This window comes from Rhizobium oryzicola (assembly GCF_030504645.1).
Taxonomy (GTDB): domain Bacteria; phylum Pseudomonadota; class Alphaproteobacteria; order Rhizobiales; family Rhizobiaceae; genus Neorhizobium; species Neorhizobium oryzicola.
This window is the reverse complement of the sequence record NZ_JAUKWQ010000001.1, coordinates 864,297-883,121: the sequence shown is the minus strand read 5'-3', so window position 1 is coordinate 883,121 and position 18,825 is coordinate 864,297. Positions and strand designations below refer to the sequence as shown.

The window sequence follows — 18,825 nt, the reverse complement described above, 5'->3', positions numbered from 1 at the left end:
ACTCCCTTACTTGGCGTCAGCAGAGGCAACCTTGACTGCGGAGGGCTGATCCACCGCTGCCATGAGCGCCTTGTTTGCGCCGCGCAGATCCTTCTGAGCCGCCGTCTTCCACGCGTTGAACTTGTCCTCCGGGACAACGCGGATGGCGATCGGCATGAAGGCATGATCCTTGCCGCACAGCTGCGAGCACTGACCGTAATAAATGCCTTCCTTCTCCGCCTTGAACCAGGTTTCGTTCAGGCGACCGGGGATGGCGTCGAGCTTGATGCCGAAGGCCGGCATCGAGAAGGAATGAATCACATCGGTCGGCGCGGCCGTGATCAGCACGCGCACCGTCTTATTGACGGGCACGACCAGTTCATTGTCCACAGCCAGCAGGCGCGGATAGAGGCCCTTGTCCGTCTTACCGCTGGCGGCGCGATCGCCATCCTTCAGCATGTAGGAATCGAAGGAGACCGCGGTTTCGCCACCCTGGTACTCATAGCTCCATAGCCACTGCGTCGCAGTTGCCTTGACCGTCAGGTCAGGATTTTGCGGCTTCGTCAGCTGCGCGTTGAGCAGGTTGAAGGAGGGAATGGCCAGGAACAGAAGAATCAGAACCGGCGCCAGCGTCCAGACCACCTCGATCAGCGTGTTGTGGCTGGTGCGCGACGGAACCGGATTGGCATTGGCGCGGAACTTCACAACCACGATGATCAGAAGCACGAGCACGAACAAGGTGATCGGCACGATGAACCAGAGCGTGTAATGCGAGAACCACTTGATTTCATGCATGATCGCGGTTGCCGGCTGCTGCAGGTCCAGCTGCCACGGAACCGGTTGGTCTGCCGCCGCCCCGAAGGCGAAGAACAGACAGATCAAAGCAGACACTGCTGCATAGGCTCTGTTCATCACGATAGTCTCTCCCCAAACGTCTGATCTAGATCAAATCCAAACGCGCATTCCCAAGCTATAGCCCATTGGTTCAATCATAGTTTAACAACCGCCGCAATATCCGCGTCGCCGTGTCCGTGCGGCATTTTTGCGCGTTGTCAAACGCATGCCCGGAAGCCCTTGGTGTACCTTGATTCCTTTATGCTCCCCATTTTCGCCGCAGTCCGCTGAAAAGAGGTCGGGGCTTTTCATTCGCTCTCCCCAGAGACAAGAATAGCGCCACTGATTCGACAAGCAGAGGTTTACATGCGTCTTTCACGTCTGCGCGCGGCGATTCTCGCCGCGATGCTGCCAGGCTTCGCCAGTTTCGCTGCGGCCCAAACGCCCCAGCCCGCGCCGCAACCGGCGCCCCAATCGGCGCCCAAGCCTGCCCAGGCGCAACCCGCGGCAAAGCCGGCCCCGGCGCAACCTTCGCAGCCTGCCGAAAAGCAGGCCAAGCCGCAGCCAGTTGCTCCGCAGCAGCCAGGTACGGTGCGCGAGAACCACGGTGCATGGTCGATCCTCTGCGACAAGCCTGCCGGCGCCACCACCGAGCAATGCGCGCTGATGCAGAACGTGATTGCCGATGACCGGCCGGAAGTTGGCCTTTCCGTCGTGGTCCTGAAGACAGCGGACCGCAAGGCACGCATCCTGCGCATCCTGGCACCGCTGGGCGTTCTCCTGAAGGACGGCATGGAGCTTTACGTCGACAACAACAATATCGGCCGCGCCTATTTCACCCGCTGCTTCTCCGAGGGCTGCTATGTGGAAGTGGAAATCGACGATGACCTGATGCGCATCCTCCGCGCCGGCAAGAATGCCGTCTTCGCACTGCGCGAAGCGGTCGATCAGGACCGTGTCGGCATCCCGATCGAGCTTTCCGGTTTCGGCGAAGGCTACGACGCCCTTCCGTGAGCTGACATGTGACAGCCGGGCTTGCCTAGCGCGCGCCCGGCACTTACATCGGCGGATAAGGGGGCCATCGCCCCGCGCAAGGAGCCGCCATGACGACCGACCTGATCTCCCTTTTCGACTGCGACGAAACCCGGCTGCGCGCGCTTTTATCCGATGCCTTGCAGGGCGCCGACGATGGCGAGCTTTTCGTCGAGCATGCTCAGGCCGAATCGCTGACATTCGACAACGGACGCTTGAAGGGCGGCTCCTTCAATACGGACCAGGGTTTTGGCCTACGTTCAGTGGCCGGCGAAGCGGTGGGTTTTGCCCATGCGGGCGAATTGTCGGAAGCGGCCCTTTCGCGCGCCAGCGATGCGGTAAAGGCCGTCACCCGCGGCTATTCCGGCTCCTACGCTGCCGCACCTCAACGCACCAACAAAAAGCTTTATGGCGATGAAAACCCGATCGGCTCGCCCACCTTCGAAGAGAAGGTGAGCCTGCTGTCGGAAATCGACGCCTATCTTCGCGGCAAGGACCCGAAGGTGCGGCAGGTCACTGCTTCCATCGCGGCCAGCTGGCAGGTGGTGGATATCCTGCGCGCCGATGGCCACCGGGTGCAGGACATCCGCCCCATGACGCGCCTCAACATTTCCGTCGTGGTGGGCGATGGCGACCGTCAGGAGAGCGGCTCCTTCGGAACGGGCGGGCGCATCGGTTTCGGTGATTTCGTGCTGAATGGAAACTGGCACACGGGCGCGGATGAGGCGCTGCGGCAGGCTCTCGTCAATCTCGATGCGATCGATGCGCCGGCCGGTACCATGGATGTGGTGCTCGGCAATGGCTGGCCGGGCGTGATGCTGCATGAAGCGGTCGGCCACGGGCTGGAAGGCGATTTCAACCGCAAGAAGACGTCGGCCTTTGCCGGGCTGCTGGGCGAAATGGTGGCCGCTCCCGGCGTCACCGTGGTGGATGACGGCACGATCGAGAGCCGCCGCGGCTCGCTCACCATCGACGACGAAGGCACGCCCTCTGCCTATAACGTCCTGATCGAGAACGGCCGTCTGGTGAACTACATGCAGGACCGGCAGAATGCGCGGCTGATGGGGCTGAAGCCCACCGGCAATGGCCGGCGCCAGGGCTATGCGCATGTGCCGATGCCGCGCATGACAAACACCTACATGCTCTCGGGCGACAAGACGCCGGAAGAAATCATCGCCTCGGTGAAGAAAGGTGTCTACGCCGTTTCCTTCGGCGGCGGACAGGTGGATATCACATCCGGCAAGTTCGTGTTCGGCTGCACGGAAGCCTATCTGATCGAGAACGGCAAGATCGGCCCCGCCATCAAGGGCGCCATGCTGATCGGCAACGGCCCGGATGCGATGAAGCGCGTCTCCATGGTCGGCAACGACACCAAGCTCGATACCGGCATCGGCAATTGCGGCAAGGGTGGCCAGTGGGTGCCTGTTGGTGTCGGCCAGCCGCACCTGCGCATGGACCAGGTGACCGTCGGCGGCACGAAGGCTTGAGGTAAAGATGGCGACCCGGGTCGAGATCGTGGATTACGATCCGGAGTGGCCGCTTCAGTTTTCGAGAGCGAGCATAGAACTCCAACGGCTTTTGGATTTACCTGCCTGCGCTGTCGAACATGTCGGCAGCACATCGGTACCAGGGCTACGCGCAAAGCCATTGATAGACATTGACGTGACCGTCGCGGTCCCGGCAAACATTTCGACCCTTGCATCCATCCTGGAAAATGCCGGCTACCGTCCGCGCGGATCTCGACATGGCGACGGCGTTTTTGCATTTCTGATGCCGGGCAATCCTGGCCGGCGGGTTTACCTTTGCCCACCCCAGAATCAGACGCATCGTGACCGGCTGAATTTCCGCGATGCACTTCGCTCCAATCCACATCTTGCCTTCGCCTACTGCCTTCTGAAGGAGGAACTGGCGCGGCTTTATCCCGAGGACGGTGATCGCTACACAGCGGCGAAAAGCGATTTTATAAGAAGCGTTATAGGTCGCGCAGCTTTCGCGGAAAACGCGCTCGTTCCCGAACTGGCCGTTACAGACTGGCGCATCAGCCGGAACTTCTATGTCGATCTCATCGGCTTCAGCGTGCTTTATGAGAGACCGGAGGAGGGCTTCAGTTTCCTGACCTTGGGTGCTGCGCAGCTGATGATTGACCAGATCGGCACAGGCCGCACGTTTGACGACGAGGCGCCGCTTGTTGCGCCGCTGGGGCGCGGGCTCAACCTCCAGCTTCGTGTTCCCAGCGTCACGGCAATTTTAGCCCGACTTCAGCAGGCAGGCCATGCACTCGCAGTCCCCTTGGAAGAAAAATGGTATAGGCGCGATGACCACGAAGTCGGAAACCGGCAGTTCCTCGTCGCCGATCCCGATGGTTATCTCTTGAGGCCTTTCGAGGATTTGGGTATGCGGGGTTTTTGAAGGCAGGTTCAACATGCGCATCCTTCCCCGCCCGCCCAAGGCCGTCGTGTTCGATATGGACGGACTGATCCTCGATACCGAAATCCTCTATCGTCAGTCGGTCATTTCAGCGGCCACGCAATCAGGACTGCCGATTGGCCCGTCGATCTACGAGGGCATGCTGGGTCAGCCCTGGATCAACATCGCCCTTCTGCTGAAAGAGCACTATGGCGAGGATTTCGATGCGGATGCCTTCCGGGTGGTCTGGCTTGAGCATTTCGACAAGCTGCTGGAGCATCAGCTCGATCTGAAAACGGGCGTCATCGAACTGTTGGACAAGCTGGATGCGCTTGGACTTCCGCGTGCTGTTTGCACCTCCTCCGGTCATCACCAGGTCCGCCACCATCTGGGCCAACTCGGCATTCTCGACCGCTTCCACCATGTCATCGCCCAAGGCGATTATCCGCATGGCAAGCCTGCCCCCGACCCCTATCTAAAGGCCGCCGAGCGGCTGGGCTTGGAGCCTGCCGACTGCATGGCGCTTGAAGATTCCTATAACGGCATCCGCAGCGCTTCCGGCGCCGGCATGATGGCTGTCATGGTGCCTGATCTTCTGCCCGCCACGGATGAGATGCGCGCGCTTGCAGTGCATGTCGCGGAAGACCTGCACGAGGTCTGCCTGCTGGTGGAGCAATCGCGCCTTACGGCCTGAACAGCCATTTGCGCTCGATCGCGGCCTCCAGATCAAGCTCATGCTGGTGCGCCAGCAGCAGAATGTGGCCGAGCACGTCGGCGGCTTCATCCGCGAGATCCTGGCGGATTTCCTCGCGCGTTCGTCCCTTGGCGCGCCCTCGCCCGGTCAGGCGATTAAAGGCCTGCGTCAGTTCGCCAATCTCCTCCTGCAGCTTCAGCATGAACCAGTCTCGGTCTCGTTGAAGCTCATGTGTCGCGGCGTAGAGCGCAGATGCCTTTTCGAAGCGGGTTGCAAGATCCTTTAGCATAAGTTCTCCTTTTGTTCGGAAAACCATGAGAGATGCCGGAAGATTCGGCAAGGGATTCCTTCGCCTTGACAAGAGGTCGCAAGACAGTGCTCATGCCGCATCCCATCACATTTCCGGTCTCCCCAATGTTCAATAGTTTTTTCGTGGCGCATCCGCCGCTGCAGATCATTCTTTTGTTTGCCGCCGCGCTGGTCGGCGGGCTGGCACGTGGCTTTTCCGGCTTCGGCGGCGCGTTGATCTTCGTCCCCATCGCCAGCCGGTTGGCTGCACCGCAGATTGCGGCACCGCTGCTGCTGGTCATCGATGGTATCACCACACTCGGCATGTTGCCGGACGGCTGGCGCCGAGCAAACAAGCGCGACGTTGGCACGCTGCTGATCGGCGCGCTGGCGGGGGTCCCCGTCGGCACGGCGCTGTTGCGCTATGCGCCAACACTCACGCTACGCTGGATCATCTGCTCGATCGTGATCGTCCTGCTCATCCTGTTGATCTCCGGCTGGCGCTATAGCGGAAAACCGAAAGCGCCGCTGGGCATCGCCACAGGCGCAGTGGCAGGCGTGTTCGGCGGAGTTGCACAGCTTTCCGGGCCGCCGGTCGTCGCCTACTGGTTGGGTGGCGCCATCCCGGCGTCGAATGTCCGCGCCAATCTCGTGCTGTATTTTGCGCTGTCCACCATCATCACCACGACCTCCTATCTTTGGAGCGGCTTGCTGAACCTGGATATCCTGCTTCTGGCGGCCATCGTCGGCCCAGGCTATGGCTTGGGATTGTTTGCCGGTGCGCGGCTTTTCGGCGTCGCGAGCGAGGCAACATTTCGCAGGATCTGCTTTTGTCTGATTGCCATGGCAGCTGTGATCAGCCTGCCGCTGCTGGATAATTTTGCACGCTAAACCTTCTGGTTGCTTCGCCTTCAGCAAGGCTTAACGATCTCAGGCATAGCGTGCAGCGGGACAGTTCGGAGGCGAAGATTTTTCGCATGGCAGACAGACTGGAGGCTCTTTGGCGTCGCAGCGTCAAGCGCGGCTTGATTGCTGGAGGGCTGACGACTGCCAATATTCTGGCGCGTGCGGGCCTGATGCGAGAAGCGCGTGGCCGCGGTGCAATCTTCACACTGCATCATGTACGCCCGCATGTCGCACGTCCGATCGAGCCGAATGGTCATCTGGAAGTTAACCCGGAGTTTCTGGATGCGGCCATCATTCGGCTCCGGCAGGAAGGCTACGATTTCATCGGCCTCAGCGACATACCGGACCGGCTAACGCGTCCACAGGAACGCCCGTTTGCCTGCTTCACGCTGGATGACGGCTATCGCAACAATGTCAGCCATGCCCTGCCTATCTTCGAGCGCCACCAGGTGCCCTTCACCATTTTCATCAATGAGGGCTTTGCCGATCGTACGCACTCCATCTGGTGGGAAACTCTGGCGGAACTGCTGACGACGCAGGACGGGCTTGCTTTCGATTTCGGAGACGGCGAGGAAGAGGTTGATCTTTCCACACCCAGTCGCAAGCTTGATGCCTTCGACCGCTTTGCCCAGTTTATGCGGAACGGGTGCGAGGCATCTGCCGTGGCAATGCTGGATGCCTGCGCCAGCGCCCACGGTATTGAACCGCTCGACATCACCGCTTCGCTGACCATGCCGCGGCAGGAATTGCTCACACTTTCCCGCCATCCCCTTGCCAGCCTTGGCGCTCATACGGTCAGCCATCGCGCTTTGGCGCGCTTGAGCGAACAAGAGGCATCGCGCGAGATGCGTCGATCCGCCAACTGGCTCGAAGCGCTGACGGGTAAACGCCCCAGCGCTATCGCCTACCCCTATGGCAGCCCGTCTGCGGTGACCACGCGCGAGCAAGCCCTGGCATTGACACTGGGCTTCAAGGTGGGAGTCACCACCCAACCCGGAACCGTCAACGAAAAATCTGCAGCAAAAATAACCGCGCTGCCCCGTATTTCCTTGAACGGTTACTATCAGGAGCCGCATTACGTGGCGGCCCTCGCATCGGGCATCCCCTTTGCTATGCGTGGCCTTTAGGAAAGTCGAAAAGACAGGCCGCGAAGCAATAACGCGTGACGAGATAGACGCGATCTCTCCTTGCCATTTATCAGTCTGGTTGAGACGCGGCAGAGCCAACGCCCTATGGCGACAGAAAATCTACTCGAAATTGCACCCTAAGGTTAGTCTCCATTTACGCAAATTTTACGCGGGCATTGGAAACCTATCTCCGGAAGATCCGGGGGATTTGGGAGAAATATTCAATGCTTAGCCTCAATTTTATGCTCAAGTCGTTATTTGGAGCATGTTCAGCCATTATTATGTCCATTCTGGCGATCAATTCGTGGAGCGCATGGAATGATGCACGAGAGCACGAAAGCCTGAGCTATGCGGCGCGTGCATCCTCTCAGCTTTTCCTGTCACTCGCGAATATGCGGGCGGAATCATCGGTTACCAATGGTCTTCTGCTGAAGGCAAATCCAGTCACGGATGTACCCTCTTATCTGGCGCCTCTTCGCGAGCGTGAGTGGCAAGGCGCCGAAAATGCGATGGTCGCGTTGAAGCAGTTCGACTTTCCGGACAAGGCAACGACGATCGCCTACCTTGAAGACGCGTTCAAGAGCCTGAAGACCCTTCAGGATCAGGCAGCCGTTGCCATCACCCAGCCCAAGGCATCGCGCCCGTCAACAATCGTTGCGGATTATGCGAACAAGACAACGGAACTTCAAGACCGGCTCAACCTCATCGGCAAGGACGTGCAGGTGCGCCTGCTTCTGAGCGATCCCATGATCGACAAGCTGATGACGCTGCACAAGATCGCCTGGAACCTGCGTGTTAGCGCTGGCGGCGCCCAGTCCGTGATCACCAACAACGTCCCGACCCGCGGCGCTATTCCCGCCGATGCACCAGCACAGCAGCAGGCCGCCTTCTCTCGTCTGGATACGCTTGCCGAAACGATCGACGACCAGATGAAGGGTCTGCCGGTCATGCCGAAGATCAAGGCGGCGGTAGATAATTCCAAGAAGATCTTTTTCGATCCCGCGTTCCGCCAGTTTCAGGTCGATGCTCTGCAGAAACTGATGGCCAACGAAAAGCTCAGCTTCACCCGCGATGAATGGGACGCGAAGACCGTTCCCCTGCTCTACTCACTCACGGACGTCGCCGCAGCCTTCATCGACGGGGCAAGCGACGCCGCCGCCGCAAAGCGCGCCAAAGCAATGAACGAGCTTCTGGTCAGCATCGGCTTCCTCGCTGCGTCTATCGTCTTTACCGCGGTGATCTTCGTCTTGATCAACCGGCGGCTCATCCGCCCCATCACAAACCTCACCTTCAGCATGCGCCGCATTTCCGAGGGTGCTCTGGACACGCAGATCCCGGGCGTTGGACGCAAGGATGAAATCGGTAGCATGGCAAGTGCGGTCGATATCTTCCGCGAGGGTGCACTGAGGAACGTCACTCTCGAACGCGAAGCTGAAGAGAACCGTCTGCGCGCAGAAAGAGAGAAGGTCGAGGCCCAGATCCAGGCCGAAGCGGCCGCAGAAGAACGTCTCAACCAGACAACTGCCGCACTCGGCGAAGGTTTGAAGCGTCTGGCCTCGGGCGACATGCTGTGCGAAATTTCGGAGGAATTTACGCCGCAATTCGAAGCGCTGCGCCGTGACTTCAACACATCCGTATCGCAGTTGCGTGAGGCGCTGATCGCCGTTGGCGCCTCGGTCAATTCCGTCACATCAGGATCGGGAGAGATTTCGCAGGCGTCCGATGACCTGGCCAAGCGGACCGAGCAGCAGGCTGCCTCCATTGAACAGACGGCTGCGGCACTGGAAGAGATCACCGGCAACGTGCGTTCGACCTCGCAGCGGACCATTGAAGCGCGGGGTCTGGTCAGCGATGCCCGCAAGCAGGCAGATCAGGCCGGCAGTGTGGTAACCAATGCAGTTGCGGCGATGGACAAGATCGAAAAATCCGCTCATCAGATCAACCAGAACATTGGCGTCATTGACGAAATTGCCTTCCAGACAAATCTGTTGGCCTTGAATGCGGGCGTCGAGGCGGCGCGCGCCGGTGAAGCAGGAAAGGGCTTTGCCGTCGTCGCACAGGAAGTGCGTGAACTGGCACAACGGTCTGCCAACGCCGCGAAGGAAATCAAGAGCCTCATTCAGGACTCCGAGGCTGCCGTCAATGAAGGCGTGAAACTGGTGAACAATACCGGCGAAGGACTGGCCGTCATTGCTCGCCTGGTGCAATCCATCGATAGCCATATGGGCGAGATTGCCGCGGCTTCGCAGGAACAATCGACCGGCATCAATGAAGTAAACACCGCAGTCAACCACATGGATAAGACAACGCAGCAGAATGCGGCCATGGTGGAAGAAATGAATGCAGCCAGCGCGCATCTGGCGGAAGAGGCTCGACATCTTGCCGAGACGCTGCGGCGCTTCAGGACAAGCCACAGCAATAACGCTCAAAGGTCAACAGCAGGATATCGCCAAGACTACGCGGCCTGACCAGGACAGCCTACCGAACGGGCAGAAAGACGGGGGTCGTCGGCAAAAGCCGGCGACCCCTTCTTCATTCAAGGATACATGCGCACCTTCTGCCAGCCGCCAGACGTAGCGTCCCTGCGGAACTCAACCCGGTCATGCAAGCGAAACGGACGGTCGTGCCAGAACTCGATGGAGACCGGCTCGATGCGGAAACCGGACCAGTGCGGTGGGCGCGGAATGCTGCCAATCGCATATTTGGCGGTGTATTCCGCCACGGCCTTCTCCAGAGCGAAACGGCCTTCTAGCGGGCGTGACTGCTTGGACGCCCAAGCGCCGATACGGCTGCCGCGCGGGCGAGATTCATAATAGGCATCGGCCTCAGCGTCAGAAACAACAGATACATGGCCGCGAATACGGATCTGACGCCGCAGCGACTTCCAGTGAAAGCACATGGCGGCTTTCTTCTGCCCCAGGATTTCCTGACCCTTCTGGCTTTCGAAATTGGTATAGAACACGAAGCCGTGCTCATCGAAACCCTTCAGCAGAACCATGCGCACATTGGGCATGCCGTCCGAATCAACTGTTGCCAATGCCAAGGCATTGGGATCGTTGATCTCGCTTGCCTCCGCATCTTTCAGCCACTCGGCAAACAGGGCAAATGGTTCGTTTTGTTCGGTAAAGTCACCGCTTGTTAACCGTTCTTCCGACATATTGACGAAAATGCTCCCGATCTGATCAAATGCACCCGTGAACCTTTTCCGAGTTGGACGCAAGGTGGCAGTGACAGCAAAGACAAATAACCGCACTCGCCAGACGCTGTCCTTCAGGGTTTACGCAGTCCTCATGCTTTCGGTTTGTAGCGGCTTGGCCGGCTGCACAAGTGGCTCTTTCGATTTGTTCGATAGCTCGCCGAAGGTGGATCGCACGCTCTCGACAGGTTCTGTACCCAAGCGCCCGACGGAAACCGCCTCCGACGAGGTGACGGTGCGCAATGCCGTAACCTCAGCCGACCTGCAGAAACTCGGCACATCCCCCCTCCCCTGGGCCAATACGACGACGGGAAGCGCCGGGGTGGTTTCCCAGATTCATGAAGTGGTCGTGTCCGGTCAGAAATGCCGGTTCTTCACCACCACCCGCCACGCCTATGACGGCATTGCCCGCTTTAGCGGACAGGCGTGCTATGTGGGCGGCGACTGGACGCTCACCTCATTTGACCGTCAGTAAATTTGCTTAGAATTTGGTAATGTTAATTTCATCTCTCTGATCGTGTAAATGATCTTTAGAGAATGAACGCGGTAGCTTTCGACGAAAGGGCAAACGTTTTTCGTCGGCGCATGAGGAACCGTGTGACGTTTGCAGGAGTTGTTTGAAGCCGGCGTGTTCCAATGTAAGCGCGGAACCGCCGCCCCAGCGTAACCGGTGGCAAATCATGCGCGATCCTTATTCTCTTCTGGGCGTAAAACGAGACGCGGGAGCCGACGAGATCAAGGCTGCCTGGCGCTCCAAGGCAAAGACACTGCATCCCGATCACAATCAGGATGACCCCTCGGCCACGAAAAAATTCGCGGAAGTCGGGCAGGCCTATGAGGTTCTGAAGGACCCGGATCGGCGCCGCCGCTATGACAAGGCGCTCGACACCAAGCAGACCATCATGCAGCAGCGCGAGGCCGCTCGTCAGGCAGAGGAGCGCGCCAAGGCAGCGCGCGCCAATGCGGAACGGGTGATGGAGGAACTGGCACGCGCCAATGCACAGCGCGCCCAGAACCAGGCGAAGGCCAAGGCTGGCCCAGCCGCCGAAGGCGCGGAAGACATGGTCGAACGCATCTTTGGCGCCGATGAGCAGGCCAAACAACAGCAGAAGCAAGCTCATCATCAGCAGCAGCAGCAGCAGCAGGCCCAAGCACAGCCGGAATCCGCTGCGCCGCGGCCCGAGGAGACACCGGCCGGCGATGCGGCCGCACCCAAAAGCCAGCCCCTGCCCCTGCAGGCGATCGAGCTTCTCACCAATCTCATGCGCCGCATTCGTGGCACTGCGCCACCGCCGGAAAAGGCGCCGGACCTTCTGACAACGGCAACGGTGACACTGACGGAACTGCTGGAGCACAGCTGGGTCAGCGCGCAGCTTCCCGATGAACGGGAGGTTTCGTTCGCACTTGAAGCGGGCATGACCGATGGCCACGTGGTTCGTCTCAAGGGTCAGGGCATAAAGCTGCCGAATGCCCAGCGCGGCGATGTGCAGGTCACCCTCAAGATCGCGCGCGATCCCCGCTTCCGCGTCGAGGGCTACGATCTCCATACCGTCCTGCCAATCTCGCTGGAGGATGCCGTTCTCGGCGGTGAGGCCGAGGTGGAAACGCTGACCGGCAAGACGACCGTATCGGTTCCGGCCTGGTCGGGCTCGGACCAGAGCATCCGCCTGGAGGGCCAGGGATTACCCAACGATGCCGGCGGGCGCGGCGATATCGTCGTAGAACTGCGCGTCGTTCTTTGGGAGAAACCGAACCAGAAAGTGGTGGACCTGATGCGCCATATGCGTCACGGTCTATTCTTATGACGGTTCTGCGACAGAATTCACCCTGTGCACCCATTGTTACGATGCCTTACAGGAGATGATCCGAGTGATGCTTGAACGCTGACACGGCCTATGCCATAGGCAGAATTCGTATAAAGTGTCAGGGGATAGAGTATGGCTCAGGCAACCGGCCTTATGGCAGGCAAACGTGGCATCATCATGGGCGTGGCGAACAACCGTTCCATCGCCTGGGGGATTGCCAAGGCCATTCACGATCAAGGCGGCGAAGTTGCCTTGACGTATCAGGGCGATGCTCTGAAGAAGCGTGTGGAACCGCTGGCTGCGGAAATCAATGCGGTTTTGGCCGGTCACTGCGATGTGAGCGATGAAGCGACCATCGATGCCGTCTTCGCGGATCTGGAAAAGCGCTGGGGCAAGATCGACTTCTTTGTCCATGCCATTGGTTTTTCTGACAAGGACGAGCTGACGGGCCGTTACATTGATACCTCGGCGGACAATTTCGCCAAGACGATGCAGATCTCCGTCTACTCGTTCACGTCGGTCGCCAGACGGGCCGAAAAGCTGATGACGGAAGGCGGCTCCATGCTGACGCTGACCTATTACGGCGCGGAAAAGGTGATGCCGAACTACAACGTCATGGGCGTTGCCAAGGCGGCTCTGGAAGCAAGCGTCAAGTATCTGGCCGTCGATCTCGGGCCGAAGAATATTCGCGTGAACGCGATTTCCGCTGGGCCAATTAAGACGCTCGCGGCATCGGGCATCGGCGATTTCCGCTATATCCTCAAGTGGAACGAATATAACGCACCGTTGCGCCGTACGGTCACGATCGAAGAAGTGGGTGATGTCGGCCTTTATCTTCTCTCCGATCTCTCCCGCTCGGTCACCGGTGAAGTGCACCACGCCGACAGCGGTTACCACGTCGTTGGCATGAAGGCGGTCGATGCTCCCGATATCTCGGTCGTGAAAGACTGATCGGCGATCGACCCGGAAAGGCAGAGAGGCGACGTGCTGATTTACATGATCCGCCATGGGCAGACCGACTGGAATGCCGAAGGCAGATTGCAGGGCCAGAAGGACATCGGTCTCAACGAGACCGGCCGGGCCCAGGCGTCGCAGAACGGCCGTGCACTGGCAGCGCTTCTTGAAGACACGGTTGGCGATTTTGCATTCGTCGCCAGCCCCCTCTCCCGAACACGGGAGACGATGGAACTGGCCCGCACCGCCATGGGCCTGGACCCTTTCGCTTACGCAACGGACGATCGTCTGGTCGAACTTTCCTTTGGAGACTGGGAAGGCCATACGCTGGATGAGATCCGGCGCGTTTCTCCTGAACGATTGAAAATGCGCTCCCGCCAGAAATGGGGGTTCATCCCCCCCGGCGCGGCAGCCGAAAGCTACGAAATCCTGTCATGGCGCGTCGGTGCCTGGCTCCAATCCGTGCAACAGCCAACGGTCTGCGTCAGCCATGGCGGCGTCGTGCGGTCGATCTTCCGGCTCATCGGCGGCTGGGAGGAAGCGGAAGCGGCTCAGACCAGCATTCCACAGGATCGGGTATTGAAAATCGACACTGACCACAATGTCGTAAGGTGGCTCTGACCGCTCTCGTTGAAGATGAGGGCTGAACGTATCAGCGAACCGATGATGTACTACTTGACGATTTCCAGGTCGTCGATCACGCGCTGACCATCAACGACGGTAAAGAACACCACAACCTTCACGCCGGATGTGAGCCCCTCGAAATTGAACTCCTCCGGAACCTTGTAAACCTTGCCGTCATCCAGGGTGATCGACAGTTTCTTCACGTCGACCGCCTTGATCGTGGCCTGCACGTCGGCGCTCTGCGCGAAGGAAGCGAGAGGCGAAAGAATGCTGGCGGTCGTCAGCAGGGCAGCGATCAGGAGACGCATGGAACGGACTCTTGGGGAATTCAGGAATGTTTTGTTTCGAAACATCTTTTGCTTTCCGATTGTGGCGAAATTCGCCCTGCATGATGACATTTCCCGTCCAATTGATGAACATCCGTTAAGAGATTTTCAACCCTCCCCTGGGCGCTCTGGCACCACAGCCAGAAGATGCGGCGTTTCCTGAGAACGAAACACAAAAAATACATGGCAAGTTCATGGAGTTTCGTTCAATCGGAAATTAACTCCCTGTCTCTAGCGTCCTGAAATGCAATATTAATTTTCATGGAAGGCTAACCGGTTGCTCTCCTGGCTCCCATCCATCTGGTACATGGACCGCGCGGCAAAGGGCTGGCGGCGGCCCGCAGCTTTTGCGGGCATCGCGGCCCTCATCTTGTGTTTGGTTGGGATCGCCTTCGATTATCAACGGACAACCTCCTATCGGGAAGAGCTTCGCACCGTCACCGAGCGCACGATCGACACGATGCTTCAACGCATCGTGGGGAGGCTGGACGGGGACCTGATCCTTGCCGATCACATGGTCCACATGTTCGAACACGATGCTGATATGGATACCGGCGCCTTCGCGGAAACAGCGCAGGAAACACTGAATCGATCCAATCATGTGACGGCCATCATCGTCGCGCCCAACTTCAAAATCGGCCACATCTTTACCCGCAATGGCGAATTGACCAATCCGACAGGTCTTGTCGAAGGCCTGGACATGGCCAAGCTGCAGGAACAGCTTAGGGCCAACCAGAGGAACGAGCGCTCCCTCATCGTTCACGGCAACGCGAACGGCGCGCTGGCACTGATCACGCCGATCCGCACCCACGACGGAGCGTCTTGGGGCGCCGTTACATTGGTGCTGAACCAAGGCAAGTTTCTCTCCGAGGCCGGAATTCGTCCTGCCTCATCGTCCATCTCCGTGAAGGAACTCGCCGGCGACGAATGGCTCCATGTGGCCATTCGCCATGTGGACAGCAAGGGCACGTCCATGGTGACCGGCAACGAGACGATCGGTGGTTTGCAACCTGTCTCACGCGGCATCAATGTGCCGGGCGGGCGATGGGAAATCATGGCGGCGCCGAAAAGCGGATGGGAAGCGCTGCCGGACGACCAGATTTCGATCCGTTTCTTCCTTGGTGCCATCGGCCTGGCCATTCTGGTGCCCATCTTTGCCGCAAGCCTGCTGATTGCTGAACGCAACAAGAATATCGCGATGCTGAAGGCGCGCGAAGCCAACCTTCTGGAGCTTTCGCAGCGATTCAACCTGGCGCTGGAGACCTCCAATCTCGGTATATGGGAAGTCACCAACGACAACCATCTCTTCTGGGACGAACGTGCATCCGCACTGCATGGCAAGGCCAAGAATCGTAACGAAAACCGACTGGACGAATGGCTGCATTCGGTCCATCCCGACGATCTGAATGCCGCGGAAGCACATTTCTTTACCTGCACCTGCTCAACCACAGCCTGCACGGAAGTCTATCGCGTCAGGCTGCCGGATGACACCATTCGCTATCTGCGCTCGGCCGGCGCCAGCTATCGTAATAGCGACGGCACCACCCGCACCGCCGGGATCGTCTGGGATGTCACCTCCGACATGCTGGTCAACCAGACACTGCGCGACGCCAAGGAAAACAGCGACATCAAGAACGCCGAACTGGAACTGGCCCTGGATGAGCTTTCCAACCGCGAGCAGGAACTGGAAGAGTTGTCCACGCGCCTGGACCTGGCGCTTGCCTCTTACAATTGCGGCATCTGGGAATCCAACCCCGCCACGCGCACTGAAATCTGGGACGCCCGCATGTGTCAGCTCTATGGCATCCCGTACACGGACGGAAAGATCAGTGCGCAACAATGGTTCAGCATGATCCATCCGGACGACCGCGAAATGGCGGCACGGATTTCTCCCAACTTCCCGGTGTCCATGCGGGAGTCCCTCACGGTGCGCGTGCCGCAACCTGACGGCAGCATTCGCTATGTCCGCTCCTTCGGCAAGGCGCACACGGTTCGCGATGGATCCACGAAGATCTTCGGCATCGCCTTTGACGTGACAGCCGACATGCGCATGACGCAGCAATTGCAGGTTGCCAAGCATGAGGCCGAAGCCAAGAATGTCGAATTGGAAATGGCGAAACAGCGCATCGAGCACAATGCTCTACATGATCCGCTGACATCGCTCGCCAACCGCCGCAAGCTGGACCATGAACTGGACCTCATCGCGGAGAGCAGCCAAAGCGACCGGCAGCAGCTCTCTCTGCTGCATCTTGACCTCGACCGCTTCAAGCAGATCAACGATACGCTGGGACATGCGGCTGGCGATGCCGTGCTTGTTTATGCTGCGCAGGTTCTGACCCGCAACGTTTCCCCAGATGATCTTGTCGCGCGCATCGGCGGCGATGAATTCGTGATCCTGATCCGCAACTCGAGCGATGCGCGCCGAATTGGTGAACTGGCAGGCAAGATCGTGGCCGAACTGCGCCAGCCGGTGGATTTCGACGGCTTCGCCTGCCGATCGGGCGTCTCCATCGGGATCGCCCAGGCAAGCGGCATCCGGATTGATACGCGTAAGATGCTGGTCAATGCGGACATTGCGCTCTATCGGGCCAAGGCGCTTGGCCGCAACCGCTATGAATTCTTCACGCAGAACCTGCAGGCGGAAGTGGTCAGCCATAAGCGCACCGCGGATGAACTGCTGGCCGCCATCGAAAACCGCGAATTTGTAACCTGGTACCAACCGCAATTCTGCGCCATCACGCATCAGCTTATCGGCGCCGAAGCGTTGGTGCGCTGGGATCACCCCTACAAGGGCATTCAGACACCGGATGCCTTCCTGAAAATTGCCGACGAGCTGAATGTCACCAGCACGATCGACCAGTTCGTGCTGGAAACCGTGTTGAAGGACCAGATGCGCTGGGCCGCCATGGGTGTGCATGTGCCGAAGATTTCGGTCAATGTTTCTAGCAAACGGCTGCACGACGAAAAGCTGATTGAAACCCTGAAGACCCTGCAGATCTCACCGGGCCAGATTTCGTTTGAGCTGGTGGAATCGATCTTCCTCGACGAGAGCGAGGATCTGGTGACGGACAATCTGGAGCGGATCAAGGCGCTGGGGATCGATGTCGAAATCGACGATTTCGGCACCGGGCATACATCTATCGTCAGCTTGTTGAAGCTGAAGCCCAAGCGTCTGAAGATCGACCGCCAGTTGGTGATGCCGATCCTGATATCGCCGCAGGAAAGGGCACTGGTTCGTTCCATCATCGAGATTGCTCGTTCGCTGGGCGTCGAGACGGTGGCGGAAGGCGTGGAGACCATGCAGCATGCAGCAATGCTGAAGGATCTGGGCTGTGATCTTCTGCAGGGCTATGCCTTTGCTCGCCCGCTCGCCTTCCCGGACTTCACAGCGTCGGCCCGGCACGGTTTCCTAAAGGTCGCGTGAGGGGAGACGGTGCGTTTCACGCGCGCTTATAAAAAGGGCTTCCCTCCCCTTCCCCTTTTCCACTATGACAAGGCCGCCCTTTAACCATCGCGGCCCCGGCCGCTCTTCGGTCAGGATCTATGTCGCATAACAGTTTCGGCCATCTCTTTCGTGTCACCACCTGGGGAGAAAGCCATGGCCCCGCACTTGGTTGCGTGGTGGATGGCTGCCCTCCCGGCATCCGTTTCCGGTTGGAAGAAATCCAGTCCTACATGGATAAGCGCAAGCCCGGCCAGTCGCGCTTCGTCACCCAGCGGCGCGAGGATGATATCGTCAAGGTTCTCTCCGGCGTGATGCTGGACGAGGACGGCGAGACGATGATCACAACAGGCACGCCCGTTTCCATGCTGATCGAAAACACCGACCAGCGGTCCAAGGACTATGGCGAGATTGCCCGTCGGTATCGGCCCGGCCATGCGGATTTCGCCTATGACGCCAAATACGGCATCCGCGACTACCGCGGCGGCGGTCGCTCTTCGGCCCGTGAAACCGCAGCCCGCGTGGCCGCCGGTGCGCTGGCCCGCAAGGTTCTGCCTGATGTGACCATCCGCGCTGCCCTGACCCAGATCGGCAAGCACAAGATCAACCGCGACAACTGGGATTGGGGGCAAGTGGACAACAATCCCTTCTTCTGCCCGGATGCGGCGATGGTTCCCGTCTGGGAAGATTATCTCGACACGATCCGCAAGGCCGGCTCCTCGATCGGCGCCGTCATCGAAGTGGTCGCGGAAAATGTGCCGGCAGGCCTTGGCGCACCGATCTATGGCAAGCTGGACCAGGATATCGCCTCGCTACTGATGTCGATCAACGCGGTCAAGGGCGTCGAGATCGGTGAAGGTTTCGCCTCGGCAGAGCTGAGCGGCGAGGAAAACGCCGACGAAATGCGCATGGGCAATGACGGGCACCCGCTGTTCCTGTCCAACCATGCCGGCGGCGTGCTGGGGGGCATTTCCACCGGCCAGCCGATCGTGGCGCGTTTTGCCGTGAAGCCGACTTCGTCCATCCTGACCGAGCGTCAATCGATCGACGCCGATGGTAACAATGTGGATGTGCGCACCAAGGGCCGTCACGACCCTTGCGTCGGCATCCGCGCTGCCCCCATTGGCGAAGCCATGGTCGCTTGCGCCCTTGCCGATCACTTCCTGCGAGACCGCGGCCAGACGGGTCGGACCCGATAGGCCAAACCAGATA

General features: G+C 59.2%; 17 protein-coding genes and 1 pseudogene. 14 read left to right on the top strand and 4 right to left on the bottom strand.

All coding sequences use genetic code 11. From position 1 onward, the window contains the following. Positions 1-6 precede the first annotated feature (6 nt). Positions 7-891: a cytochrome c oxidase subunit II gene (coxB, locus tag Q2T52_RS04245; protein WP_302076032.1), complete on the bottom strand. Its 885-nt coding sequence runs from the start codon at positions 889-891 to the stop codon at positions 7-9. Between the two features lie 288 nt (positions 892-1,179). Between coxB and Q2T52_RS04240 the strand changes: the two genes are divergently transcribed. The 5 genes and pseudogenes from Q2T52_RS04240 to Q2T52_RS04220 all read left to right on the top strand — a co-directional run bounded on the left by Q2T52_RS04240 (position 1,180) and on the right by Q2T52_RS04220 (position 4,945). Then, positions 1,180-1,827: an invasion associated locus B family protein gene (locus Q2T52_RS04240; RefSeq protein ID WP_302075414.1), complete on the top strand. Its 648-nt coding sequence runs from the start codon at positions 1,180-1,182 to the stop codon at positions 1,825-1,827. 89 nt (positions 1,828-1,916) lie between these two features. Continuing rightward, positions 1,917-3,332, top strand: coding sequence for a metalloprotease TldD (tldD, locus tag Q2T52_RS04235; protein WP_302075413.1), 1,416 nt, complete (start codon positions 1,917-1,919; stop codon positions 3,330-3,332). 7 nt (positions 3,333-3,339) lie between these two features. Next, a pseudogene (locus Q2T52_RS04230) lies at positions 3,340-3,810 on the top strand (GrpB family protein); the annotation flags it as partial. 9 nt (positions 3,811-3,819) lie between these two features. Next, positions 3,820-4,254 carry a bleomycin resistance protein gene (locus tag Q2T52_RS04225; RefSeq protein WP_302076031.1) on the top strand — a complete coding sequence of 145 codons (435 nt, stop codon included), beginning with the start codon at positions 3,820-3,822 and terminating at the stop codon, positions 4,252-4,254. Positions 4,255-4,267: 13 nt separating this feature from the next. After that, positions 4,268-4,945 (top strand): HAD family hydrolase, encoded by a 678-nt coding sequence (locus tag Q2T52_RS04220; protein ID WP_302075412.1) that lies wholly within the window; start codon positions 4,268-4,270, stop codon positions 4,943-4,945. On the opposite strand, the gene Q2T52_RS04215 is transcribed toward Q2T52_RS04220, so the two are convergent. After that, positions 4,935-5,234 carry a pyrophosphohydrolase domain-containing protein gene (locus tag Q2T52_RS04215; protein WP_302075411.1) on the bottom strand — a complete coding sequence of 100 codons (300 nt, stop codon included), beginning with the start codon at positions 5,232-5,234 and terminating at the stop codon, positions 4,935-4,937. The two genes, Q2T52_RS04220 and Q2T52_RS04215, sit on opposite strands and share 11 nt — an antisense overlap. 125 nt (positions 5,235-5,359) lie before the next feature. Between Q2T52_RS04215 and Q2T52_RS04210 the strand changes: the two genes are divergently transcribed. The 3 genes from Q2T52_RS04210 to Q2T52_RS04200 all read left to right on the top strand — a co-directional run bounded on the left by Q2T52_RS04210 (position 5,360) and on the right by Q2T52_RS04200 (position 9,734). After that, a complete protein-coding gene (locus Q2T52_RS04210; RefSeq protein ID WP_302075410.1) occupies positions 5,360-6,124 on the top strand; it encodes a sulfite exporter TauE/SafE family protein in 765 nt (254 codons plus the stop codon). 86 nt (positions 6,125-6,210) lie between these two features. After that, positions 6,211-7,266, top strand: coding sequence for a polysaccharide deacetylase family protein (locus Q2T52_RS04205; protein ID WP_436799485.1), 1,056 nt, complete (start codon positions 6,211-6,213; stop codon positions 7,264-7,266). Between the two features lie 281 nt (positions 7,267-7,547). Continuing rightward, on the top strand, positions 7,548-9,734 hold the full coding sequence (locus Q2T52_RS04200; protein WP_302075409.1) for a methyl-accepting chemotaxis protein: 2,187 nt from the start codon (positions 7,548-7,550) through the stop codon (positions 9,732-9,734). 68 nt (positions 9,735-9,802) lie between these two features. Here the strand turns inward: Q2T52_RS04200 and pdxH are convergent, their stop codons facing one another. Beyond that, positions 9,803-10,423, bottom strand: coding sequence for a pyridoxamine 5'-phosphate oxidase (gene pdxH / locus Q2T52_RS04195; RefSeq protein WP_302075408.1), 621 nt, complete (start codon positions 10,421-10,423; stop codon positions 9,803-9,805). Between the two features lie 133 nt (positions 10,424-10,556). Between pdxH and Q2T52_RS04190 the strand changes: the two genes are divergently transcribed. The 4 genes from Q2T52_RS04190 to Q2T52_RS04175 all read left to right on the top strand — a co-directional run bounded on the left by Q2T52_RS04190 (position 10,557) and on the right by Q2T52_RS04175 (position 13,842). Further along, positions 10,557-10,937 (top strand): RT0821/Lpp0805 family surface protein, encoded by a 381-nt coding sequence (locus Q2T52_RS04190; RefSeq protein WP_302076029.1) that lies wholly within the window; start codon positions 10,557-10,559, stop codon positions 10,935-10,937. Between the two features lie 205 nt (positions 10,938-11,142). Then, entirely contained in the window at positions 11,143-12,267 is a 1,125-nt protein-coding gene (locus tag Q2T52_RS04185; RefSeq protein WP_302075407.1) for a DnaJ C-terminal domain-containing protein, read from the top strand. Between the two features lie 132 nt (positions 12,268-12,399). After that, positions 12,400-13,218: an enoyl-ACP reductase FabI gene (gene fabI, locus Q2T52_RS04180; RefSeq protein WP_302075406.1), complete on the top strand. Its 819-nt coding sequence runs from the start codon at positions 12,400-12,402 to the stop codon at positions 13,216-13,218. A 33-nt stretch (positions 13,219-13,251) separates the two neighbouring features. Then, a complete protein-coding gene (locus tag Q2T52_RS04175; RefSeq protein WP_302075405.1) occupies positions 13,252-13,842 on the top strand; it encodes a histidine phosphatase family protein in 591 nt (196 codons plus the stop codon). Between the two features lie 50 nt (positions 13,843-13,892). Here Q2T52_RS04175 and Q2T52_RS04170 read toward each other — a convergent pair whose 3' ends face one another. Next, entirely contained in the window at positions 13,893-14,153 is a 261-nt protein-coding gene (locus Q2T52_RS04170) for a DUF1344 domain-containing protein (RefSeq protein ID WP_302075404.1), read from the bottom strand. A 295-nt stretch (positions 14,154-14,448) separates the two neighbouring features. On the opposite strand from Q2T52_RS04170, the gene Q2T52_RS04165 reads away from it, so the two are divergent. Then, positions 14,449-17,595 carry a putative bifunctional diguanylate cyclase/phosphodiesterase gene (locus tag Q2T52_RS04165; protein ID WP_302075403.1) on the top strand — a complete coding sequence of 1,049 codons (3,147 nt, stop codon included), beginning with the start codon at positions 14,449-14,451 and terminating at the stop codon, positions 17,593-17,595. A gap of 119 nt (positions 17,596-17,714) precedes the next feature. Then, complete coding sequence (aroC, locus tag Q2T52_RS04160; RefSeq protein WP_302075402.1) at positions 17,715-18,812, top strand: chorismate synthase; 1,098 nt, start codon at positions 17,715-17,717, stop codon at positions 18,810-18,812. The last annotated feature ends 13 nt before the right edge of the window (positions 18,813-18,825 follow it).